We start from the raw sequence: 23,131 nt of genomic DNA on the forward strand, positions 1-23,131 counted from the left end.
CGCACTTCATCTAAGTGTTCATCTGAAAATGATATTAGGCGATCGCTCTTCCCAAAATCTGGCGATCGCTCTAAACTAAATCTTCGGTATCAGCTGCTAATAGTTGTTCTAGTTGGTTAAGATCCTCAACGCACTCTACTACTACTATTACTGTTAGTTTTGCACTGCTCTCAATACATGTACGCCCATGTTCATTAGTGCTGTGGCGTGGCGTCCACATGGACGTTTATGGTTACAGCGCCCCAATGGCAGATGAAGTCGGCCTGGCGGCCTCGGTTGGGGTCTGGATTTACTAGTCGAGTGGACTTGTCTTGTATGAAGATGCCCGTTCCCCCATCGGGCACATGGAAATTGGTCACCGCTTCCGCCGCCGGAGGGGCGAGCGGGACTATGTTGCCACGATGGTTCCATAGGGCAACTGCGGCAAGGATTTCAACATCCGTGAATAGGCCTGAGAGGGTGTCATTGGGACCCGCATTGCCCGACACCGCCACAGCATAGGAATAATCCCAGACTTGACGGACAAGAGTGCCCATCGGAAAGACAAGGTCGCCAGCGGCCTTTGCGGGGGCGTATTTAGTGATCCGCTCGGCACGCAGGCGCGCATTCTCCTGCCGCTCGATACGTTGCTGGTTCACAGATTGGATAGCAGCATCCCATCCTTGGGCTTTTCCCGCATCGATAGCTTGCAATTCAGATTCCGTAAAATCTTCAGGTTTGAGCTTGCGTCCTCTCAGTTCTTTTCGGACTTTGGCCAGTGGGTCAACGTCCGCCGCCTTCCCCTTTGTCGAACTTCCTTTCCGCGCATCTTCGGGATCTACATCTTTTGGGTCTACGCCTTGTGCCCATTCCCACCAATCATCTAAGGTATGTGTGTCAATAATCTTTTTGACATCCTCTTGGCTGATAGTCGCCTTCGCGAACCAATCGATTACTTCTTTGAGGCCATCCGTGTCCCCTCCCCAAGCCTCAGTCACCCATTCTTTCAGTTTCTTCGTTAGTTGGGCATTCAATTTCACTCTCTGGACTACGCACATTTGCACCGAACTATCATACTGGTGTCCGGGGGGTTGTTGCACCTGCTGTGAAGCCGCCCTCGCTCCCATCACGTCGGCTTCACGCTCCATCTGCTGGTCATCATTGACTGGTATCCCATCCTTCAACTGCATCGTCGGCTTCACCCGTCCCTGTTTTTGCTGGACAACGTGCCATGCTTCATGGGGTAAATGCTTTTCTTGTCCCGGTGCGACATGAATATCTGTCCCTTGGGTGTAGGCTAACGCTTGCAACTGTGATGGTTTAGAAGAATTGTAATGAACACTCACATCATCCATCACCATCCCAGAAAGATTTTCTATCCCAGTTTTGAGATGATCTGGTAATCCAGTTTTGTGTTCTGGCTGCGCTTGGGATATACCAACATCATCCATTCTTTTCGCTTGTATTGGTGCGCCAAGCTGCTGAGATATCCCCTGAAATTCCGGCACCCACGGCGTTTGCTTCCCTGCTAAAATCTTTCGCATTGACCTTGTACCGATCGCACTTTCTAACTGCTGTCCCTCATCCTCACTCATGCTATTTGGGTCTTGTTGCACTCTCTGCACCACTGCAGATAATGACCCATAAGTTCGACTGGGTGCAATATCCTGACTTTTTGGCGTTGACTGTTGTGAGGGCGAAGCTTTTTGAGATATTTGCTTGCGGTACATGGGTGATCTCTTATATCTGGCTAGGGATTTGAATAAAAAACTTTGTCTGAATACATTACCCGATATTGCCATTGGCTGTTGCTGAACAGCGATGTCTACGACTGGCTACGCCTACGCTCTCATGAATACGTAAATTATACAAATGAGCCAGCAATCTGCCATTTTGCTTATTTGAAAGCGACGATTTATTAAAGACCTCGGCGTTGCTGATTAGTGGGATGATTTTTGTCTCACGCAGAGACGCAGAGGCGCGGAGAATAAGAGTTTGAGAGATTGAATTTTTAATTTTCATCTTCATATTCAGCAACGCCAAGACCTCTAGCCAGTTAGTCTGTTTTCGATAAATATTTGAGCGCACCCATAGCTGCGCCTGCACCCATAGCACCCACAGCCAAAGTTGGGAGACTTAATACAGTTGCCCCACCTATTAAGACTGCACCTGTTGCACCAACTAATCCACCCAACAAACCACTATTGACATAGTCTCCAGTATTCTTTGACATAGTTAAGTATGACTCTAAGTCAGGGCTAAGTTCGGCATCTTTCCATGCGTTAACTATAAAATGTTGGCAATTATTACTCGTTAATCGGTACTTTTCCCTTGTTCCATCTTTGGGAAGAGCCGACTCCAACTGGCTATCACACGCGCCTTGACTGCTGTCTTCTAAGATAAATTGATAACCACCTTTAACCTCCTTACCTGGGTTTAACTTCGTCCAATGCACTTCTCCTTCTCCTCCATATCCAATCGGACTGCCTGATTTTGTACCGACAGAGCCAGAGGTATCCTTAATCGCTGTCGGGTTGGCAAATCCAACTTGCCATAGACATGGGTTACCAGATTCGATATCCTTACTCTGGAACACAACTTCCCAATGGGGAAGCCCTAACACCCATTTTTTATAAACTTTGGCACATTGAATCACTTCTGAATCAGAAGTAACCTTTTGTAAAATCGAGGAATGTCTAATTGTATAACTTGGTTTCTGAACCCCAACACTCTTGTGCTCCTGGAGCTTTGTTATATCTTTTTGGATAGCATTGCTTCCCATCACATCCGCTTCTCTCTCCAAACCCTCATCATCATTAATTCCCACACCCTTCACCTGTATCATCGGCTTTACCCTTCCCTGCTTTTGCTGGACAACGTGCCATGCTTCATGGGGTAAATGCTTTTCTTGTCCCGGCGCGACATGAATCTCCGTCCCTTGGGTGTAGGCTAACGCCTGTAACTCTGATGGTTTAGAGGAATTGTAGTGAACACTCACATCATCCATCGCCATCCCAGAGAGATTTTCTATCCCAGCTTTGAGGTTATCTGGTAATCCAGTTTTGTTTTCTGGCTGCGCTTGGGATATCCCAACATCATCCATGCTTTTCGCCTGGATTGGTGCGCCAAGCTGCGCCGATATCCCCTGAAATTCCGGAACCCACGGGGTTTGTTTCCCTGCTAAAATCTCTCGTGTTGACCTTGTACCGATCGCACTTTCTAGTTGCTGTCTCTCATCTTCACTGACGCTATTTGGGTCTTGTTGCACTCTCTGCACTACTGAAGACAATGACCCATAACTCGGACTAGGTGCAATATCTTGACTTTTTGATGTTGACTGTAGCGAGGGTGAAGCTTTTTGAGCTATTTGCTTTCGGTACATGGACGATCTCCTACATCAGCTTAAGGATTTGCATGAAAAACGGTGCTTAAATATAAATTGTCACATAGTCTTTTTACCACACTGATGAAAACCCCAGTCTAATTTTTACCGTAACTAAAAAATATATAAGTTGAATTAATAGGGTTTTAAACATTTTGCCTAGATTACAGTTTTTATACTTATCACAATAGTTACAACAATTATTTACAAGACTTTATATACTTAGTGTCGATTTGGATACTAAACTGACTTTGTAGCTTTTTGCTCTGGCAGGTATGTCTCTCTAATCAGCTTTCAAGTTGTAATACTTGATCAAACAAAGAGTTTTTAGATTATGTTCGATGCTCTAGACACCACTTTAGAATTGCTATTGAAACGAGAACTTCCTCCTGATGTTCCTTCCGGAGACACAGAGGTTTTTATCAGTTTTGATACGCCCTATCAAGGAGCAATTAAAAAAAAGCCAGCGATTAATTTCTTTCTGTATGATGTGCAGGAGAATTTAGAGTTACGCAGTAGTACATGGTCAGTGGAACGTCAAAGCAATGGGAAAGCAATTAGAAAACGTCCTCCTGCTAGGGTAGATTGTTCATATTTGATTACGGTTTGGCCGCAAAATGAGGATGATATCAAGACAGAACACCAACTTTTAGGAGAAGTAATGAAGGTGTTACTGCGTTATCGCAAATTACCAGAAACCTTTCTTGCAGATAACTTTGAAGGACAAGAAGTGCCTTTGAGATTAATTAGTTTACGTCCTAGTAACTTACAGAGTTTTGGGGAATTTTGGCAAGCAATGGGGGGGAAGGAAGGAACTAGACCGAAAGTCGTATTGCATTGTACTGTGACTATCTCTGTTCCCGTTGATGAAGCAGGAGAAGTATCAGGACTAGTGGGAGTGAACAGTAAACAGTGAACTTGATAACTGATAACTGATAACTGATAACTGATACTTCGACTACGCTCAGTACAAGTAACTGATGATTTAGGAGTAGAGATGCTGGAACTATCTATAGTTAATCAACAAATAGCGATCGCCGGTAAAGTTCTAGAAGGAGAAACGGAAAAAGTCATTGCTGGTGCGATCGTGGAAATCGTGGAAATGCCAGGTAGATTCAAAGCTATTTTATCCCTAAAAGCCTTGCAATACGGTTCACAATGGGAAAAAATGAGCGATCGCCCTGACCGGAAAATTACCGCTAGTGATGGTCATTTTTACTGGATCAATTTACCTGTAGGGGAATATGTTTTAGAAACATCTTTACCTGGAAGTGGAACTCAATATAATAAAGTCAGAAAAACAGTGAAAGTATCTGCTACTGTTAATGGTAAAATTCCCACGAAGATGATAGATATTGTGCTTGTACCTACGGGAATTAAAGGGACAATTACCGATGCAGATGATCTCAAAAAACCAGTTGTCAATGCCAAAATACAGATAGAAGATAGTCGAGAGAATACCATTAGCGATCGCCAAGGTAATTATCGCTTAATCGGGTTAGAATCTTCAGCATCAGTGCCACGCACCATCAACCTGATTGTCTCTGCGACTGGCTATCAACAAGTTTCCCAGTCACTCGTGATTAAGAAAGGAGAAGTAATTGCCTTTTCAAATTTTTCTCTGAAACATAAATAAACATTAATTTGTTACATATCTAAGGAGTAAATCAAATGCCAACCTATCTCTCTCCAGGTGTTTACGTCGAAGAAATAGCTTCTAGTTCTGCCCCAATTGCCGGAGTGGGAACCAGTATTGCTGCTTTTATTGGGACGATTACAACTGATAAGTCAACCTATAACATTAACAAAGTAGCAGTAGAGAAAATCGGCACTGGGGATGGCAATAAAACCAATTTTGACCTGAGCAACTATCCAGTTGTGACTAGTGGATTTAAAGTCTATGTGGATAAACAAGAGCAAACAATTGGTGTTTCTCTGACAAATGATGATAGTACTAAAAAATCGCAAGTTGTATTTACGACAGCACCTAAATCTGGAGAAATTACCGTTGATTACTATCAACAACAATCAGTCCCAGCGGGGGAAATTAAATTAATCACTAACTTTAGTGAATTTAAGAAATTCTTTGGTGATTTTTTACCTGCTACTGATAATCAAGGACAAAGTACTTTAGCTCATGCCGTTTATGGCTTTTTCAGAAATGGTGGCACACGTAGTTATGTCACCTGGATAACTGGGGAAAGCAAAGTTGCTGGCGTTTTGGATGCGTTTGAAGCTATTGATGAGATTACCATCGTTGCAGCGCCAGGAAACTTAGCCCTGAGGGACGATATCAAAGATCATGCGGAAAAACTAGGCGATCGCATTGCTGTTTTAGATAGCGAAGAAACCATTGATTTGAGCAAAACTGAAGACGTGAAAAAGCTCAAACCCTTCAACTCTACCTATGCCGCCTTGTATTTTCCCTGGATTCAAGTTTTCGATCCCGCAAGTGGTAGTAATATTTTTGTGCCTCCCAGCGGCCATATCGCAGGAGTTTATGCACGAGTTGACGCCCAAAGGGGAGTACACAAAGCCCCTGCCAATGAAACTATTTTGGGAGCATTGGATTTAAAATATAACCTCAGCAAAGCCAAACAAGATGGACTCAATCCTGATGGGATTAACGTCATTCGCTTGTTAAACGGCAATATCCGTGTTTGGGGTGCGCGTACCTTGGGCGGAAATGCCAACACAGAATTCAAATACGTCAACATTCGTCGTCACTTTAGTTATCTGCGAGACTCCATTGATAAAGGAACTCAATGGACAGTTTTTGAACCCAATACCCCGGAACTCTGGGCAAAAATCCGCCGTAATATCAGTGCCTTTTTGGTGGTAGAGTGGCGCAAGGGTGCGTTATTTGGCACAACCCCCCAAGAAGCTTTTTATGTGAAATGCGATGCCGAAACCAACCCCCCAGAAATTCGGGAACTTGGTCAAGTTGTCACAGAAATTGGCCTAGCTGTGGTTCAACCTGCAGAATTCGTGGTTTTCCGTCTCAGTCAATGGGCTGATTCGGGCAAATAGGCAACTTGCAATAGTAATTCTCCCTAATACCCTGACTACAAATGGTGACTGAGCTAAAAATTCCCAAAATCCCAGGTGTTTCTTTAACCTCTATCGTTCCCACACCAGAATCTGAGTTATTGACAGGTGTGCCGGTGTTCTTTGGTTTAGCATCGCTAAAACCAAAACCAGGAGAAACGCCAACAAAAAAGCTCACCCTAGCAAGCGAACCAAAAAAGCTCACCTTAGCCACTGATTTTCAGCAATATTTTGAGCAAATAAAGGGATATTTGGGAGATGCAATCAAAGGATTTTTTGAAAATGGAGGTCGTCTTTGTTATGTGATAGGTTTAGCAGGCAATAGCCTTAATCTTAATACTCTCCAAAAAGGCTTAGAGACAAGCGAAGTCTTAGAAAATATCGATTTGGTCTGTGTACCCGATATCATGCTTGGTGCCGATGGGGAAATTATGCAGATGCAGCAAGCCATTTTAGAACATTGTGAGCGCATGGGCGATCGCTTTGCCATTCTAGATGCTGTGAATATTGCTGATTTAAACAAACTAGATGAGCAACGCAGAGGACTTACAAGCCGCAATGGCGCATTATATGCACCTTGGCTAAGAGTAGAAAATCGTCCCAAAGACATTCCCCCCTGTGGCCATATTGCTGGGATATATGCAAGTTGCGATCGCACAATCGGAGTACATGTAGCACCTGCTAATATTCGACTAGAAGGAGTACTCGATCTCAGTTTTTCCCTAACACCCACAGAACAACAACAGCTGAATCCGAACCCCGGAGCCGGAGTCAATATTATCCGTAGCTTGCAAGGGCGAGGAATGCGAGTTTGGGGAGTCCGTACCCTCAGTCCCATCCCAGAATGGCAATATGTTAACGTGCGTCGCTTATTTATCACCTTTGGACGCTGGGCGAATCGCAACTTAGCCGACACAGTATTTGAACCCAACGCCTTCCCTTTATGGGTGCGACTGCAAAGGGAATTAAGCGTTTATTGTGAATCACTGTGGCAACAAGGCGCTCTTCAAGGTGCCGTCCCCGAAGATGCATTTTATGTCAAATGCGATGCCCAAACTAACCCCCCTGAAAACCGAGAAATGGGACAGGTAATAGCAAAAGTGGGTTTAGCCCCCACCATTCCAGGGGAATTTATCCAACTTCTACTGGTTCAAAGTAGTAGCGGAATCACACTCACCTAAATCAGTAAACAGTAAATTTGATAACTGATAACTGATAACTGATAACTGTTTTTATGAAGGAGTTAATCTTATGCCAACAATTTCTAACCCCCATGACCCCTACAGTGGCTATAATTTCTGGGTTGAGTGGGATGGTATCGTTCATGCTGGGTTCCGCGAATGTAATGGTTTAACAGCGACTCGGAAGGCGGGAACTTATCGAGAAGGAACAGATAAAGCCTTAAGCCAACGTCAAATTCCTGGTCTTAATAGTTATGGCAACATCACCTTAAAACGCGGTGTCACTGACAATCAAGAACTGTGGGAATGGCACAAAAAATTACAAAATGGCGAGACGGATAGACGCAACCTTTCGATTATTTTAGCCGATGACAAAGGACAAGAAAAAATCCGGTGGAATCTAGAAAATAGCTGGCCTACCGTTTGGAATGCTCCAGGTTTTAATGCTACTTCTGATGAAATTGCCATAGAAACTCTAGAACTAGTACATGAAGGTATTACTGTTGGTTAATATTTCCTTTGAGCAAAATCATGCAGCAAACTGAATTTCCTTTTATCTTGCCTCAAGGATATCTCGACTCAGAAGGGAACACTCACAATGAAGGCATCATGCGCTTGGCAACAGCCTATGATGAAATTGCCCCAATGCGAGATCCCAGAGTGCAGAAAAATCCTGGTTATTTGGTGATTATTCTCTTAGCAAGAACGATAGTTAAACTAGGAACTTTAGAGCAAATTAATACCAAAATAATTGAGGGATTATTTTCAGGAGATTTAGTTTATTTACAAGATTTTTATCAAAGAATTAACCAAAATGGTCATAGTCGTCTTCGTGTAGCTTGTCCTCATTGTGAGGGCGAGTTTGAAGTGGAAACCATTCCCTTGGGGGAGTAGTTTGCTACCCCCCAGAACGACTACTAGAGGAGGTAGCTTACCTGGCTTATCATTTTCATTGGTCTTACGAACAAATCATGACAATGGAACACCGAGAACGTCAGCAATGGGTAGCACAAGTAGCACAAATTAATCAACGACTTAACGAATAAATCAGTTAACAGTGAACAGTAAACAGTAAACAGTGAAATGCATCCCAAACTTATTGCACTTAATGCAGCTTTAGCCGCAGGTTCAGCGGCTAGTTTACTGGGACACGATCCCTACATGGCTTATAACTTTGCCGTGGAAATTGGCGGAGTTATTGTTGGTGGTTTTAGCGAAGTTAGCGGTTTTAGTAGTGAAATTAATTTGGAATCTTACGAAGAAGGAGGCTTAAATAGCTACATTCATAAATTTCCCAAACATACCACTTATCCCAACTTAGTTTTAAGCCGGGGATTAATCAATATTGATTTGTTTTATATCTGGTATAAAGCAACTAGCCAAGGGTTAATCCAGCAGTTGAATGGTACAATTATCTTGCTTAATAGTCAGCAAATTCCGGTAATGTGGTGGACGTTTAAAAAAGCGTATCCTGTGAAGTGGGAAGGCCCCCAATTTAAAGCTAGTAGCGACGAAATCGCAGTAGAACGCATTGAACTAGTGCATCAAGGAATTTCTAAGTTATAGAATAATGGAAAATTCTTTATCTAATTGGCAAGATTCCCTCGATGATAAATTAGTAAATCGGCTGACTCGTCCATTACGTCAACCGGGAATGATGGATATGGGGATGGGTGAAAGAATAATTAATCGTTGCGATCGCTTTTTAAATCGCTTGCCTCTTCTAAATCAACAAATGCAACGTTGGGGCAATACTAATACCTTATCATCAGAGTCTCCCAAGATTGTTTATGCACAACCCGTCTCATTAGCAAAAGAACAGGGAATAGAGAATTTTCAGCCAACTGTGTCTCATGATCAGCCTGCAGTTAACATTATTCAAAGAAAAGCAGATTCTGCTCAATCGTTACCAGTTAAAAAAGTTAATAATACACCTGTTGGCAACATAACAGATTTATCAAGCTCTAATTTTTCGGAATCTTCATTCACCATTCCGGTAGTGTCGCCACAAACAATTACGGAAGAGTCAAAAACCGGAGACATGCTTTTACAAGCTAAGTTGATAGACTCCCCAGCATCATCTTATGTGGATGCGATCGCGCCAATCAACCACACAGCGATATCTTCATCCGACATTCCAGTAGTGTCGCCACAAGCTATTGCGGACAAGCCAAAAACTGGAGACATGCCTTTACAAGCTAAATTGGCTGACTCCCCAGCATCATCATCTTATGTGGATGCGATCGCGCCAATCAACCACACAGCGATATCTTCATCCGCCATTCCAGTAGTGTCGCCACAAGCTATTGCGGAAAACTTGCCAAAAACTGGAGACATGCCTTTACAACCTAAATTGGCTGACTCCCCAGCATCATCATCTTATGTGGATGGGGTGAAAATGCCGTTAATACAAGAATCAATAAGCATTTCTGAACAGCCACTTCCCATTATTCAAGCCAAACAGCAAAATTCTTCTATATCATCCTCATCTCTACCTGTTGTCAATCATTTGCATACTTTAGGTTTCCCAAAACAAACACAACCAGATACTTATTCAAAAACCATCAGATCAATTCAACACAAAAAATTAGCATCTCATATATTATCAAAAAATCTTATCATCGTTACTGCTCAACCTAATTTAACCGAAAATAAAACATCTCAAAATCAACCTGCATCTATTCTCAACACACAACCTGTTAATATTGATAACTTACAAATTAATCAAAGCAATCACAATAAAAATATTTCTCCCCTTCCTCTTGTGTCTATAACCTCTGCAAATAATCCTTCCTTAAAGCCGCAATCTTCGCCTTTACCTCTAGCTAAAACTACCCCATCATCAAAGAGTATTAGTCAGCAATCATACCTATCACAACAGAGTCAATTCAAGACAGATTCTTCATCACCTCCTAAAACTTTCGTTCATCCTATATCACCTACAGAAACCTCAGTTTCTCCAAACATAACTCAAGCAAATATTGATGTGGATAGCATAGCTAGTCAAGTTGAACGCAAACTTATGCGACGGTTAGTAATTGAAAGTGAACGCAGAGGTAAAAATCAATGGCGCTAGAAAAATTAACTATTAAAGCAGAAAAAAGTAACCCTGGAGACTTTGCTGATAAATTCAAAGTTCTTTTTAATCCTAATCAAGTGCAAATCGTCAAAACTGGCTGGAAAATGGAAAAATACGGGCCAGTTGCGTCTCAAGAATTAGCTCAACTCAGCCTTGATTTGTTCTTTGACACCACGCTGATGGGATTTCCACCTGAAAATGTCCAAAATTACACTCGCAAAATTTTTAGTTTAACTCAGCCTCGAATTGGCAAAAATCCCAAACGTCCCCCTCGATGTCAACTAATTTGGGGAACTATCTCTGGTAAAGATAGTGTGTTATTACCTGATGGTTTTTTAGAAACTATCACTAAAAAACTGACTCATTTTTTAGAAGATGGTACACCTGTAAGAGCAACGTTAAGCTGCACATTTAAAGAGTGGAAAGAACCAAGAAAAAAAGCAAAAATTGCTAATCCCATTGACGATCCTGTGAGAATCGTAAAACGAGGAGAAACCTTAAGTACTATTGCAACTGAAGAATATGGTGATCCTGCTCTGTGGCGGATAATTGCTGCGGAGAATAACTTGAATAATCCTCGTCAGTTAAATCCAGGAATGGTTTTGACGATTCCTCCTTTACGGATTAATAGCCTGACTCAAAGGGGATAAATCATGCCAAATGACGCTTCCTTACTAAATCCTAATCTCAAAATTTTGATTCAAGGTAAATCTCTGGCTCCAGACATAGAAACTGATTTGATATCGGTTTTAGTATCTGAGGATTTGGAAGCTCCTAGTATGTTTGAGTTGCAATTAATTAGTTGGGACTTAGTAAAACAACAAATAACATGGGTAGATGACAAAATATTTGATGTTGGTAATGAAGTAGAAATTCAGATGGGATATGAACAAGACCTGAAAACTGTGATGGTGGGAGAAATTACGGGATTAGAACCAGAATATACCCAGGATGCAACACCAATATTAGTAGTGCGTGGTCATGATTTACGCCATCGTTTGTTGCGAGGTCGCCACACAAAATCTTTCCTGAAAATGAAGGATAGTGAGATTGTCAGTCAAGTGGCTAGAACTAGGGGACTAACACCAAAAGTCACCGATAGTAAAGTAAAAATAGAATATATTTTGCAGCATAATCAAACAGATTGGGAGTTTTTACAAGAGCGTGCTGGACGCATTGGTTATGAAGTTGTAGTAGATAATAAAACTCTTTATTTTCGTCCTCATGATAATACTAAGGCTAAAATTTTAACTTTAACTTATGGAGCAGATTTACAAGAATTCTCCCCCCGATTAAGCACTATGAATCAGATACAACAGTTAGAGGTGCGAGGGTGGATTCCCAAAGACAAGAAAGAGGTTATAAGTAAGGCGGCAGCAGGGAAAGAAGGCGGAACGATGGGAGGGTCTACTTCTGGTGCTAAAGCAGTCAAAAGAGCTTTTGGTGAATCAAATCATACGATTGTCAGTCAACCTGTATCGAGTAAAGCCGAAGCCGATCAAATGGCATTAGGACAATTTCAAGATAGGGCGATCGCTTACATTACTGGCGAAGGAAGTTGTCAAGGCAATACCAAGTTACGCGCTGGGAAAGTGATTGAAATCGCTGGACTTGGTAAAAGGTTTAGCGGTCTTTATTATCTCAGTAGTGTAGAACATTTATATTCACGCAGTCAGGGATATAAAACTTCATTTAATGTGAGGAGGAACGCCACATGAACGGATTAGAATTTTTGATGTCTAATAATCAGCAAAATCATCATTTTTATGGTGTCTCAGTTGGCATAGTTACTAATAATAAAGACCCAGAGGGATTGGGACGAATTAAAGTCAAATTTCCTTGGCTTTCTGGAGAAGAGGAAAGTTATTGGGCAAGGGTTGTCAGCTTAATGGCAGGAAATAATCGGGGTATTTATTTTTTACCAGAAGTTGATGACGAAGTTTTAGTTGCTTTTGAACAAGGTGATATGGCTTTTCCCTACATTTTAGGTACTTTGTGGAATGGGAAAGATAAACCGCCTGTGAAAAATGATGACGGTAAAAATAATCAACGAATGATTAAATCTCGCAGTGGTCACATGATTGTCTTAGATGATACTGACGGAGAAGAGAAAATTATTATTCAAGATAAAACTGGCAAAAATCAAATTGTGATTAATTCCAAAGAAAACACGATGAATATTAAAGTTGAAAAAGATTTAACTATTGAAACTAAAGGAAAAATTATTTTAAAAAGTAGTAATGATGATATCTCAATTGAATGTAAAAATCTCTCAATAAAAACTCAACAAAATTATAAATTAGAAGCAGGTGCAAATTGTAGCATTAAAGCTAAGGCTAAATATGAACTAGAAGCCAAATCTGGTTTAGGCATTAAATGTTCCGCTGGGGTGAAAGTAAATGATGGTGCATTGGAGGTGATGTAATGGAAATTGATTTTTTAGGCGTAGGATGGACTTTACCTGTTGCACTTGAACAAGGTCAAATCAAGGTGGCATTTTATGAAGATAGTGTGCGTCAGTCGATTCAGATGATTCTTAGCACCGCTAAAGGAGAGCGGGTGATGCGTCCTGATTTTGGCTGTGATATTCACGAAAAGGTGTTTGCTTCTAATAGTTTAGGAACCATCGGACAAATTGTTAGTGATGTGCGGGATGCATTAATTGAATGGGAACCTCGCATTGATGTTTTAGATGTGGATACAATTTCTGATCCAAACGAACCAAATGTAATTTTAATTCAAGTAAATTATCAAGTCCGGACAACGAATAATATTTTTAATTTAGTATATCCTTTCTATTTGCAGTAATTTGTTATGGCTTCTTTTACTCCCAAACCTCCCAAAATTGATCAACGCACTTATGAGAAGATTGTTGAACAAACTGAGACTTTAGTAAAACAATCTACCGACTGGAAACCTTCCCTTGATGGTAAAAAAGATGCAGGAGGGGCATTAATTCGCATTTTTGGTCGCATGGTAAAGTTGGTAAGCGATCGCCTCAACCAAGTCCCTGAGAAAAATTTCCTGGCTTTCCTGGATTTGCTTGGGGGACAACTCAAACCACCCCAGCCAGCGAAGGTTCCCTTAACCTTTTATTTAGCAGCAGGAAGTCCCGTAGATGGGGTAGTTCCGGCTCATACGCAAATTGCTGCACCACCCAGCGAGGATTCGGACGAGGAAATCGTGTTTGAAACCACGCGGGAACTGATTGTGACAACAACGCAATTACAAGCAGTATTCCTGCGGGAACCAAGTCAGGATAAATATAGCGATCGCACTTTAGCCGCCACAGGAGAAACAGATGAGGCTTTCTTCGCTTTTGTAGGCGATCGCTCTATTCCCCATTCTCTTTATCTCACTTGTCCCGAAATTTTTAACCTCCCAGAGTTAAAAAACTTCCAGCTGATTGTTACTACTGATAATGCTAATGAACTCCAAAAATTACCGCTTAATGTGTATTCTTGGGATGGGGATCAATGGCTAGCGCAAACTTCCGGCAGAAATCCGATAAATGATCAATCTACTATTACTTTTAATTTTGCAAAGCTAGCTATTCCTACTGTTTCTGAAATTCAAGGAAAACCAGCAAAATGGTTGCAAGTCAAGCTAACTAATATATCCTCAAATTTACCTCAAATTACAAATCTTCAAGGACAAATAAAAGTTACACAATCTAATTTAATTCCTGAAGTTTGCTTATTTAATGCTACTCCTTTAGACCTCACCAAAGACTTTTATCCCTTTGGAGAACAACCAGAAATTAATGATACATTTTATATTGCGCTACACGATGAATTTATTAAACCAAATACTACTATTACTATTGATATCAACTTAAGCTATAAACCTGTAAATATAAATAAGTTAAAAATTATCTGGGAAATTGGTAACGGTCAAATATGGCAAGAAATAGCCGATAAAAATGATCCACTAAATTTATGGACGACAAAAGTCATTCAGTTTACCGAAGGAAATTCTATTCAAGCCAAATTACAATTTCCTACTCAACAAAATATACCATCTCCTAGCACGGTGAATGGAGAAACTCGTTATTGGATTCGCGCTCGGATTACTGAAGGTAATTATGGGAAAGCCGCATATAATCGCACATATCCTATCTATAATGACTTGGCGGCTCTGAGAATAGCAGCAATAAAATCTGCAACAGAAATTGCCGTTGATACTGTGGATTTATTTGAGAAGAATGATAAAGTTCGTCTGTTGCCGCTGACTGGTGGATTTCCCGAAGAAAATCAAATTACAGGAATCAGTACAACGGATAATAAGCTGACGCTAAAGACGGGAATTTTGAATGAAAATTTAAATTTAGCCATCGGCACTCGGATTATGCGTAAGTCAATTATCACGGAAACAATTCCGCAAACTTACGATCCACCTGTGATTAAGTCATTAAAATTAAGCTATGAATTCACTATTACAGAAAAAGCTATCTATTGTGCTAATAATGATTTTAGATATTCCTATCCAGTAAGTTTTACGACCAAGTTAAAACAAGATGCTGCTATTGGGGATAAATCGCTGATTTTAGATGCAGTGCAAGGATTAACCATTGGTGAGTTCTTAACAATTAACAGCGAAACCTATCAAATAGAAACGATTAATTCTGCTATAAATCAAGTTATTCTTACTGCAAAAATCACCAAAAGTTATACTAAAAATATTACTATTAATCGCTATTTTCGACCCTTCACCCCTACTATTGATCGGGAAGCAACACTCTATCTAGGATTTGATAAGTCCTTTGAAAATAAAACGGTGACTCTTTATGCACAGGTTGAACCACCATTACCAGATGAATTATCTGCTGAAGCTGCCAACTCCGAACCAATACCACCACAATCTACCAATTTAAATCGCTTGGTTTGGGAATATTCGAGTCCTTTAGGTTGGCAATCATTGGGGGTGCAGGATGAAACTCAGGGATTTACTCAACGAGGTTTAATTCAATTTATTGCTCCCGTAGATTTCAGCGAGAGAGAAACTTTTGGTAAACAATTATATTGGTTACGAGTTCGTTGGCAAGGAGGTAATATTCGTGTTAAACCTCGCTTGCGTCGCTTTTCAACTAATACCATTTGGGCAGTGCAAGCAATTAGTATTAGCGACGAAGTTTTAGGTTCAAGTAACTACGATCCCAATCAGGTTTTTATTGCCAATAATGCCCCGATTTTAATCGGACAAAAGTTGGAAGTTCAAGAGGGACAAATTCCCACCCAATTAGAATCTCAAAGAATCAATGTAATTCAAGATGATTTAGGAGAAATTGAAGAAGTTTGGGTACTTTGGCAGGAAGTACCAGACTTTTATGCTTCTGGTGCGAGCGATCGCCATTATACTTTAGATCGACAAACAGGCGAAATCCGCTTTGGCAATGGACAAGCCGGGATGATTCCCCCCAGAGGACGCAATAATATACGACTGTCCTTTTATCGTACTGGTGGAGGTACAAAGGGCAATGTCGCCTCAGAAACCATTAGCGAACTAAAAACTACCATTCCCTACATCGATCGGGTAATTAACCTGGAAGCCGCAGCAGGTGGCGCACAACAGGAAACTTTAGATCGTCTCAAAGAACGCATACCCAAGCAACTACGTCACCGCGATCGCGCTGTCACTATTGAAGATTTTGCAGACTTGGCTTATGAAGCTTCCACAGATGTCGCCAGAGTCAAAGTCGTTTCACCAGATTTGCTCACAGCTAATTTTAGTCCATTGAATGAAAGAGTGTGGCTCGATCCGACGAAAGCAGATGTGTCATTTCAAGATGGTCTCGATCAAAAATTGCAGGGATTCAGCAATGACAGCGAAAGAAATAACTTTGCAACCATGATGCAGGCAATTAACCGCCGCGCAGGGCAAGTTAAGTTGATTATTTTACCCCATAGTAGCGATCGCCAACCCATCCCTAGTTTAGCGTTGCTAGAGTTAGTCGAAACATACATCCGTTCCCGCTGTGAAGCAAGCATAGATTTAGTAGTTACAGCGCCAACATGGCAAAAAGTCAGCGTCACCACGACAATAACCCCTATCACTCTAGAAGACGCAGATATAGTTAAAAACACTGTCAAACAACGCTTAGAAGCCTTTCTTCATCCCCTAACTGGAGGTAAAGGGGAGGGGTGGCAATTTGGCCGCTACCCCCAAGAATCCGATTTTTATGCCATTATTCAATCGATTCCAGGAGTAGATCATGTGAATTCACTACAGGTACAGTTATCTGTAGCAGAAACAAACTTATCTCTTAGTGCTGATACTTTAATTTATTCTGGTAATCACACCGTTAATCTTCAATAAATTTTAAATTGCTAATTTTAAATGTCTAGGACAAAACATGACTTTACCTTTACCTAATCTCGACGATCGCACTTATGCAAACATAGTAGAGGAAGCAATTTCCCAAATTCCTATTGAATATCCGGAATGGACAGATCATAATCCCACAGATACAGGAATTATTCTGATTGAATTGTTGGCATGGTTAACAGAAATGACTCTTTATCGGGTGAATCAAATTCCTGATGAGAATTATGCTAGTTTTGTGAGTTTACTTAAAGGAGAGCAGTGGAATTTACCAATCGAAGACAGACAAAAAGGTTTGCAATTAGAAATTCAGCAGACTTTATTGGAATTACGCAAGATTTATCGCGCCATTACCCCAGAAGACTTTGAAAAATTGGTACTGGTTGATTGGAATCAAGCAAAAGAGTTTGATGGCTTAAAAATTGCCAGAGTTAAATGTTTAGCACAACGCAATTTAGCTAGTTTAGATGCAAAGACTTTTGCTAAATCACATATTAGTTTAGTAGTTATCCCTAAAAGCAATAATCAAGTCAAGAAAGGAGAGAACATCTATCAAAATTTATTGAATTTTCTCGATGATCGACGACTTTTAACTACTCGCCTGCATATCGTAGAACCTGAGTATGTACCTGTAAGCTTAGAAGCAGAAATAGTTCTGGAAGATGGCGCACAAGCAGAAGTTGTCAAAGAACAGATCAAAACAGAAGTCGAGATGTTTTTTGCACCCCTGCAATCTGGTAAATATTGGCAGGGTAAAGGATGGCCGTTTGGTAGAAGTATTTATTTATCCGAATTATATAAGTTATTAGATGACTTGGCAGGTGTAGATTATGTTGAAAGTCTGCTAATTAAAGATAAAAATAAAGTCGTACAACCTGAAATTCATTTAGCAGCTAATCAGTTAGCTAGTATCAATATTACAAATAGTAAATTTACAATATTAGTAGAAGTTGGCAATGAACTCAAAAGAATCTGAATCGATTAGTAGCTATCAACAATACCTGCCGGTAATTCTACAACAAGATGCCTTTATCGGTCAGTTATTGCTGGCATTTGAAAAGATTCTCAGTGGTTTAAAAGAAACCCCTAACATAGATAAAATTATTACAGCCGAGTCTCAAAGTTCACCAGGATTGGAAGCAATAATTGATAATATTCATATCTATTTCAATCCGCAAGAAACACCAGAGGACTTTTTGCCTTGGTTGGCAGGTTGGGTAGCTTTGAGTTTGCGAGATGATTGGAAAGTAGAAGTTAAAAGAGAATTTATTCAACAAATTGTTCAGCTATATCGCTTGCGAGGAACCAAAGAAGGATTAAGAAAAATTTTGAGTCTTTATCTAGAAAAATCAGGATTTGGGAAAACGGTTGATATCTTTGATCAATTTGATAATTTTCCTAATTATTTTCAAGTTCAACTAACTTTAACAGACCGCGATCCTGATAAGTATTGGCGACAGGCTAAAATTGCTAAAGCAATTATCGATCGAGAAAAACCAGCACATACATTTTATACCCTAAAAATTCTTGTGCCGACGATGCAGCTAACTAAGCGATCGCAGGTTCTTGATCCTCTTATTTTCAAATTATTTGCACCGATCCAGAATCAAAAATTCGCCATAGAAGCCACAATTACTCCCAATGACATTAATAGTAGTCAAATTAATCAGTTAGCAAAACAATTACTTGTTCAATTTCAAGGAAACTCAAAATCTATTACACCCTCTTCACAGACAATCACTGTAAACAATCAATCTTTTTCTGTGAGACAAAGTTTGAATTATCAGCATTTGCAGGATAATTTGTCGGGTTTAAATGTCACTTTGTCAAATCGTAATGATAAGATTTTGGTGGGAAATTTGACAATAAAAATTTATTTTTACATTAATGACAAGGAATATAATAATACAGTGCTAGAGCAAGCTATAAATTTATCACCAGTCCTCAAAATTTGTCTTAAAAACAAGGCAGGAGAAATTATTGGAGGAAATACAATTGTGAAAAAAGCTATTCAACCAAACCAATCAGAGATGAAGATTACAGAATCTATATGGACTAAACCTTATAGTTTTCGACTGTTTGAACCACCCAAAATTCAAGAATTAAAACCTAAGATAATTGCGATTCTGGAAAAAATAGAACTTGAGGCGATCGTTGAGATAACGGAACCTAACCCAATCAAACCAGACGACTTGCTTAACAAAATTACAGTCCGCCTGCAAGACGATGTTTCTGAATATCATTTATTAACGCCAGAAACTACCATAGAAAATAATAAAATTATAATCAAACGCACCCTCTATTATCAGCAATTTACCCAAACTATAGATAAATTAGAAGTGACAATCAAAAATCTCAACAATGTTAAGGTTGCTGGTAAAGTAATTGTCCAAGCATATTTAACGATTAATCAACGTTCATCTGCTTATAAATTATTAGAACGGGACTTCAATTTAGCAGATGTTCCTCCCTATAATATTTTACAAATCTGCCGTAAGGCTGGGAAGGTAGAAGAGAGTGGAGGAAATACAATTCTCGGCACTACTACTCAATCATTGAGCAAAAAATAAGAAGAAAAAACCAGGAGAAAAATAATGCCTAAAACTACTGATTTCACTAACTTTGCTAACGAACGTCCTAACTATTTTCCCGGACAATTTCTGTTAGAAGATGACTTTGAGCTTCAACATAAATATTTGAGCGATCGCCAAAGCTATCATAATCAGAGTCTGCATATTTCAGGAATTCTGGAAGGACTGGAAGTTATCGCTGATAAAAAAGCCGTTTTGATTAAATCCGGCTCGGCTATAAATAGCAAGGGAGAACTAATTGTTGTCAAAATAGATATACAATTTTCTGATTTCAAAAATCTGGCAAATGGTGAACTATATATCCAATATTCTTCTGCTCAAAATCCTAAAACTCAACAGCAAACAGATATCCCTGATAGCTACACCCGTTGGATCGAGAATCCCATCGTAGGATTTGGTACAACCCCTGAAAATAGTGTGAAGTTGGCAAAACTCACAATTTCTGAAAGTATTATTAATGTTGATAATACCGTTCGGGAATATTCAGGTTTATCTTTACCCAATTCCAATAGTAAAGCCTTAACTCTCCGTTCTGGGGGATATGCCAGTCCCAACTTAGCAGTTTTGAGCGGTAGTTTAAAGCTTGATGCAGATTTAACCATTCAGGGGAAAATACAACCTAGTGCAGGAAACAGTGAGAACAATGGGATTATGTTCCCCAAAGATCCTGGTGGTGGTGGTGGTGATGCTGCATGGATTCGCTATTACTCACGCAACCCTAACTCGACTGATTTAGGACTAAAAGAACAAACGACTTTAGAAATCGGTACATCCAATGATCCACAAGATCATATTGCCTTAATAACTGCTGGTGGGGTAGGAATTGGTACAAATAATCCAGTTGCTAAGTTAGATATCACATCAACCACTCGCACAGGTAATCATCCGACTGCTGTTAAAGGTTTATATGTCACAGGTGATTTTGGTGCTGATAGCGATGGGATCGAATTTCGACATACTAACGGAACTCAAGGAATAGGCTTTGGTTTCAACACAATCTATGCTACAGGAAGCAATGTTGATCAAGACTTAAACTTAAAGGCTAAAGGGACTGGTCAAGTTATTTCTAAAAGTAGTTTAACCATTCAAAATGGCAAGCTTAATCTCACCGGTAATCAACAAATTGTTTTTACAGATGTAGACGTAACAAACAATCCGAAATTACAACTTTACACTGGATATGGGCTTGGTGTTAACAACAGTACATTATTCTATACAGCAAATGGCAATCATTCTTGGCGAGATACTCAAAATATCGAAAGAATGTTGTTAACCACAGGTGCAGATGGTGGGTTAGCAGTCAAAGGAACAGGAACTTCTTCTTTTGCGGGAAGTTTAACAATCAATGGAAGTTTGACAATTAACATTCCTGGTGGTGCGGGTGCATGGAATAAATTGGTTGTAAATACGACAACTGAATGGGGAGATGGAGCTACTCAATATGTGACAATTGGAGCCGGTGGAGCATCAGGCATCATGTTGTCTAATCCCCATATTACTTGGAGAGATAGCAGAGCTTCAATTCGTTATGGACGTAGTGGAGGAATACAGACGGGTTCTTACTGGGATGCTGGAGTTCGTGAGGATGGATCGTTTTCTTTTTCATTAGACGGAGTTAGTGATAATAAGTTAGCGATCGCCAAAAATGGCAATGTATCCATTGGAACTAATAATTCCACCAGAGGAAAACTTCATATTGAAGGTTCTGTAACTTATGGAAACCCCTCTGGGTATCGTTACCTCAGACGGGATGGTGTATTTGATAATACGGGTGTATTCAATGCTCCTTACTCTCTATACGCAAGTAATTTTATCGGCGCACAAGAGTTCAACGCCTTTTCTGATTTACGCATTAAAGAAATCAAAGGAAATAGCGATAGTCAAGCTGATCTGCAAACACTACTGCAGATTCAAGTCACAGACTATTCTTACAAAGATAAAATTGCTCATGGTGATAGCCCTAGAAAGAAAGTTATTGGTCAGCAAATTGCCACCGTTTATCCCCAAGCCGTGTCAACCCATGCTGATACTGTTCCCGATATTTTGCAATTTGCCGTTATTGCAGAAAACTGGGTTACATTCAACAATCATAATTTAAAAATTGGGGATAAAGTTAAAATCCTCTGGGATGATCATAAAACTGAATTATTTCTTGTTGAAGCAATCAAAGCAGATAGTTTCAAAATTTCCCTTAACTACACTGGTGATGTCTTTGTGTATGGTCGAGAAGTAGATGACTTTCATGTTGTTGATTATGATGCCTTATCAATGCTTCATATCTCTGCCACTCAAGAACTCTATAAAATTATCAAAAAATTAGAAAGAGATATCAGCGCAAAAATTAAGGTTCAAAACCCGATGAACGACTTTAGTTAATGCAGAGAAGATAATGAAGTTAAACAAATGAAACCACAACTCAAACAACGCTTGACAGCACCCAAAGGTTAATTATAGCTATCCCATAAAAAATGGCCGACTTCATTCTCATGACTGGCGATAAAGCCATGTTTAACCCCACCTTTGGACAAGCTATCGTCACCGTGCGTCCAGGAGACTTGATTGGCACAGGCAAAGATAAAATTAACCAAAAACTAGTCTGTGTAGATGGCGACGAGAAAAAAGTCATCGTCCCTGGCTGCACTTACATGACACCAAAATGTAGTATCCCAGGGGTGGGAATGCTGACTATTGAATCCCTGGCTGGCAACCAAAAAGCTAAAAAGACCAAATCAGGGGGTAAACCTGTATTACTCAAAGGTGCATCATTTAAAGCCAAATTTCAAGTGATGGTTCCTGCACAACAACCCTCAGCACCCAGTCCCATCCCCGATGCTACCCCGCAATATTCTGGTACTGGGACATTTATGTCCCTAAATATGAAAGTTAAAGGAACTTAAGTAAATCATGAAAGAACAGTTAGAAAAGCGCCTAGCAGAACTCAAAGCCGAGTTTGCATCAGGACAAAAAGTTATGGCAGAGTTAGAGACGAAACAAGCAAATATCCGCGATACCTTACTGCGGATTAGTGGAGCAATTCAAATTCTGGAAGAAGAAATAAATAAAGTCAGCGTAGAGGAAAACAATACCCAAGAAGCTTATAAGATAAGTTGATGCGCCTCTAAGGAATGTGGATTAAATAAAGTGCAAAAGTAGTGGAACGACACGACTAAAATAGTGCGTTAGACGTAGGTTGGGTGAAGCGGAGCGCAACCCAACATTGATCAGGGCGTTGGGTTACGCAAAGCCTCCACCCAACCTACAATTTTATTGCAACATTTTAGCTGTGTCGTTCCAGTAGGGTTTGTTAGCGGAGCGTAACGCACCATTCCCATTTAAACCTACATTCCGCAGATGTAACTGATATTACTGGTAATTTTGAAAAATCAAGACTAGAATATTTTTATTAGTCTAATTTTTAGGTTAAAATTTACTTTTATTTACAACGATTAGGGAGTTTATCAGTAAGTTAATTTCACAGATTATCCTAATATATTCATTTTCGCGAACAATCAAATAATTTATCTAAAATTTCCCAATATAAACTTAGCAA

The 23,131-nt window shown here is 40.0% G+C and carries 20 protein-coding genes and 1 pseudogene; 19 read left to right on the forward strand and 2 right to left on the reverse strand.

Features of this window, described 5'->3' with window-relative positions; all coding sequences use genetic code 11:
• Nucleotides 1-194: 194 nt before the first annotated feature.
• Together CAL7507_RS30150 and CAL7507_RS30860 are read right to left on the reverse strand one after the other, a co-directional pair.
• The gene (locus tag CAL7507_RS30150; RefSeq protein WP_015129411.1) at nucleotides 195-1,709 is read right to left on the reverse strand and encodes a DUF4157 domain-containing protein; all 1,515 of its coding nucleotides are present in this window, start codon (nucleotides 1,707-1,709) and stop codon (nucleotides 195-197) included.
• A 326-nt stretch (nucleotides 1,710-2,035) separates the two neighbouring features.
• Complete coding sequence (locus tag CAL7507_RS30860) at nucleotides 2,036-3,361, reverse strand: DUF4157 domain-containing protein (protein ID WP_015129412.1); 1,326 nt, start codon at nucleotides 3,359-3,361, stop codon at nucleotides 2,036-2,038.
• Nucleotides 3,362-3,695: 334 nt separating this feature from the next.
• On the opposite strand from CAL7507_RS30860, the gene CAL7507_RS15485 reads away from it, so the two are divergent.
• The 19 genes and pseudogenes from CAL7507_RS15485 to CAL7507_RS15570 all read left to right on the forward strand — a co-directional run bounded on the left by CAL7507_RS15485 (nucleotide 3,696) and on the right by CAL7507_RS15570 (nucleotide 22,692).
• Nucleotides 3,696-4,277 (forward strand): DUF4255 domain-containing protein, encoded by a 582-nt coding sequence (locus tag CAL7507_RS15485; protein WP_015129413.1) that lies wholly within the window; start codon nucleotides 3,696-3,698, stop codon nucleotides 4,275-4,277.
• Between the two features lie 81 nt (nucleotides 4,278-4,358).
• Nucleotides 4,359-4,997 carry a carboxypeptidase regulatory-like domain-containing protein gene (locus tag CAL7507_RS15490; protein ID WP_015129414.1) on the forward strand — a complete coding sequence of 213 codons (639 nt, stop codon included), beginning with the start codon at nucleotides 4,359-4,361 and terminating at the stop codon, nucleotides 4,995-4,997.
• 35 nt (nucleotides 4,998-5,032) lie between these two features.
• Complete coding sequence (locus tag CAL7507_RS15495; RefSeq protein WP_015129415.1) at nucleotides 5,033-6,391, forward strand: phage tail sheath subtilisin-like domain-containing protein; 1,359 nt, start codon at nucleotides 5,033-5,035, stop codon at nucleotides 6,389-6,391.
• Between the two features lie 41 nt (nucleotides 6,392-6,432).
• Entirely contained in the window at nucleotides 6,433-7,590 is a 1,158-nt protein-coding gene (locus CAL7507_RS15500) for a phage tail sheath subtilisin-like domain-containing protein (RefSeq protein WP_015129416.1), read from the forward strand.
• 70 nt (nucleotides 7,591-7,660) lie between these two features.
• The gene (locus CAL7507_RS15505) at nucleotides 7,661-8,101 is read left to right on the forward strand and encodes a phage tail protein (protein WP_015129417.1); all 441 of its coding nucleotides are present in this window, start codon (nucleotides 7,661-7,663) and stop codon (nucleotides 8,099-8,101) included.
• A 20-nt stretch (nucleotides 8,102-8,121) separates the two neighbouring features.
• The gene (locus CAL7507_RS15510) at nucleotides 8,122-8,484 is read left to right on the forward strand and encodes a hypothetical protein (RefSeq protein WP_015129418.1); all 363 of its coding nucleotides are present in this window, start codon (nucleotides 8,122-8,124) and stop codon (nucleotides 8,482-8,484) included.
• A gap of 14 nt (nucleotides 8,485-8,498) precedes the next feature.
• Nucleotides 8,499-8,636, forward strand: a pseudogene (locus tag CAL7507_RS33690) (DUF6760 family protein); the annotation flags it as partial.
• A gap of 37 nt (nucleotides 8,637-8,673) precedes the next feature.
• Entirely contained in the window at nucleotides 8,674-9,156 is a 483-nt protein-coding gene (locus tag CAL7507_RS15515; protein WP_015129419.1) for a phage tail protein, read from the forward strand.
• A 4-nt stretch (nucleotides 9,157-9,160) separates the two neighbouring features.
• Nucleotides 9,161-10,666 carry a hypothetical protein gene (locus CAL7507_RS15520; protein ID WP_015129420.1) on the forward strand — a complete coding sequence of 502 codons (1,506 nt, stop codon included), beginning with the start codon at nucleotides 9,161-9,163 and terminating at the stop codon, nucleotides 10,664-10,666.
• Complete coding sequence (locus tag CAL7507_RS15525; RefSeq protein WP_015129421.1) at nucleotides 10,657-11,319, forward strand: LysM peptidoglycan-binding domain-containing protein; 663 nt, start codon at nucleotides 10,657-10,659, stop codon at nucleotides 11,317-11,319. The genes CAL7507_RS15520 and CAL7507_RS15525 overlap by 10 nt, the downstream gene beginning before the upstream one ends.
• Nucleotides 11,320-11,322: 3 nt before the next feature.
• A complete protein-coding gene (locus CAL7507_RS15530; RefSeq protein ID WP_015129422.1) occupies nucleotides 11,323-12,387 on the forward strand; it encodes a phage late control D family protein in 1,065 nt (354 codons plus the stop codon).
• Complete coding sequence (locus CAL7507_RS15535) at nucleotides 12,384-13,094, forward strand: phage baseplate assembly protein V (RefSeq protein ID WP_015129423.1); 711 nt, start codon at nucleotides 12,384-12,386, stop codon at nucleotides 13,092-13,094. Before CAL7507_RS15530 ends, CAL7507_RS15535 begins: the two co-directional genes overlap by 4 nt.
• Entirely contained in the window at nucleotides 13,094-13,477 is a 384-nt protein-coding gene (locus CAL7507_RS15540) for a GPW/gp25 family protein (protein ID WP_015129424.1), read from the forward strand. Before CAL7507_RS15535 ends, CAL7507_RS15540 begins: the two co-directional genes overlap by 1 nt.
• A 6-nt stretch (nucleotides 13,478-13,483) precedes the next feature.
• A complete protein-coding gene (locus CAL7507_RS15545; protein ID WP_015129425.1) occupies nucleotides 13,484-16,984 on the forward strand; it encodes a baseplate J/gp47 family protein in 3,501 nt (1,166 codons plus the stop codon).
• Nucleotides 16,985-17,021: 37 nt separating this feature from the next.
• The gene (locus CAL7507_RS15550; protein WP_015129426.1) at nucleotides 17,022-17,966 is read left to right on the forward strand and encodes a hypothetical protein; all 945 of its coding nucleotides are present in this window, start codon (nucleotides 17,022-17,024) and stop codon (nucleotides 17,964-17,966) included.
• Nucleotides 17,947-19,560, forward strand: coding sequence for a phage tail protein I (locus CAL7507_RS15555; RefSeq protein ID WP_015129427.1), 1,614 nt, complete (start codon nucleotides 17,947-17,949; stop codon nucleotides 19,558-19,560). The genes CAL7507_RS15550 and CAL7507_RS15555 overlap by 20 nt, the downstream gene beginning before the upstream one ends.
• A 24-nt stretch (nucleotides 19,561-19,584) precedes the next feature.
• The gene (locus CAL7507_RS15560; protein ID WP_015129428.1) at nucleotides 19,585-21,957 is read left to right on the forward strand and encodes a tail fiber domain-containing protein; all 2,373 of its coding nucleotides are present in this window, start codon (nucleotides 19,585-19,587) and stop codon (nucleotides 21,955-21,957) included.
• A 92-nt stretch (nucleotides 21,958-22,049) separates the two neighbouring features.
• Nucleotides 22,050-22,478 carry a hypothetical protein gene (locus CAL7507_RS15565; protein ID WP_015129429.1) on the forward strand — a complete coding sequence of 143 codons (429 nt, stop codon included), beginning with the start codon at nucleotides 22,050-22,052 and terminating at the stop codon, nucleotides 22,476-22,478.
• 7 nt (nucleotides 22,479-22,485) lie between these two features.
• A complete protein-coding gene (locus tag CAL7507_RS15570) occupies nucleotides 22,486-22,692 on the forward strand; it encodes a hypothetical protein (RefSeq protein WP_015129430.1) in 207 nt (68 codons plus the stop codon).
• Nucleotides 22,693-23,131 lie beyond the last annotated feature (439 nt).

This window comes from Calothrix sp. PCC 7507 (genome assembly GCF_000316575.1).
Lineage (GTDB): Bacteria > Cyanobacteriota > Cyanobacteriia > Cyanobacteriales > Nostocaceae > Fortiea.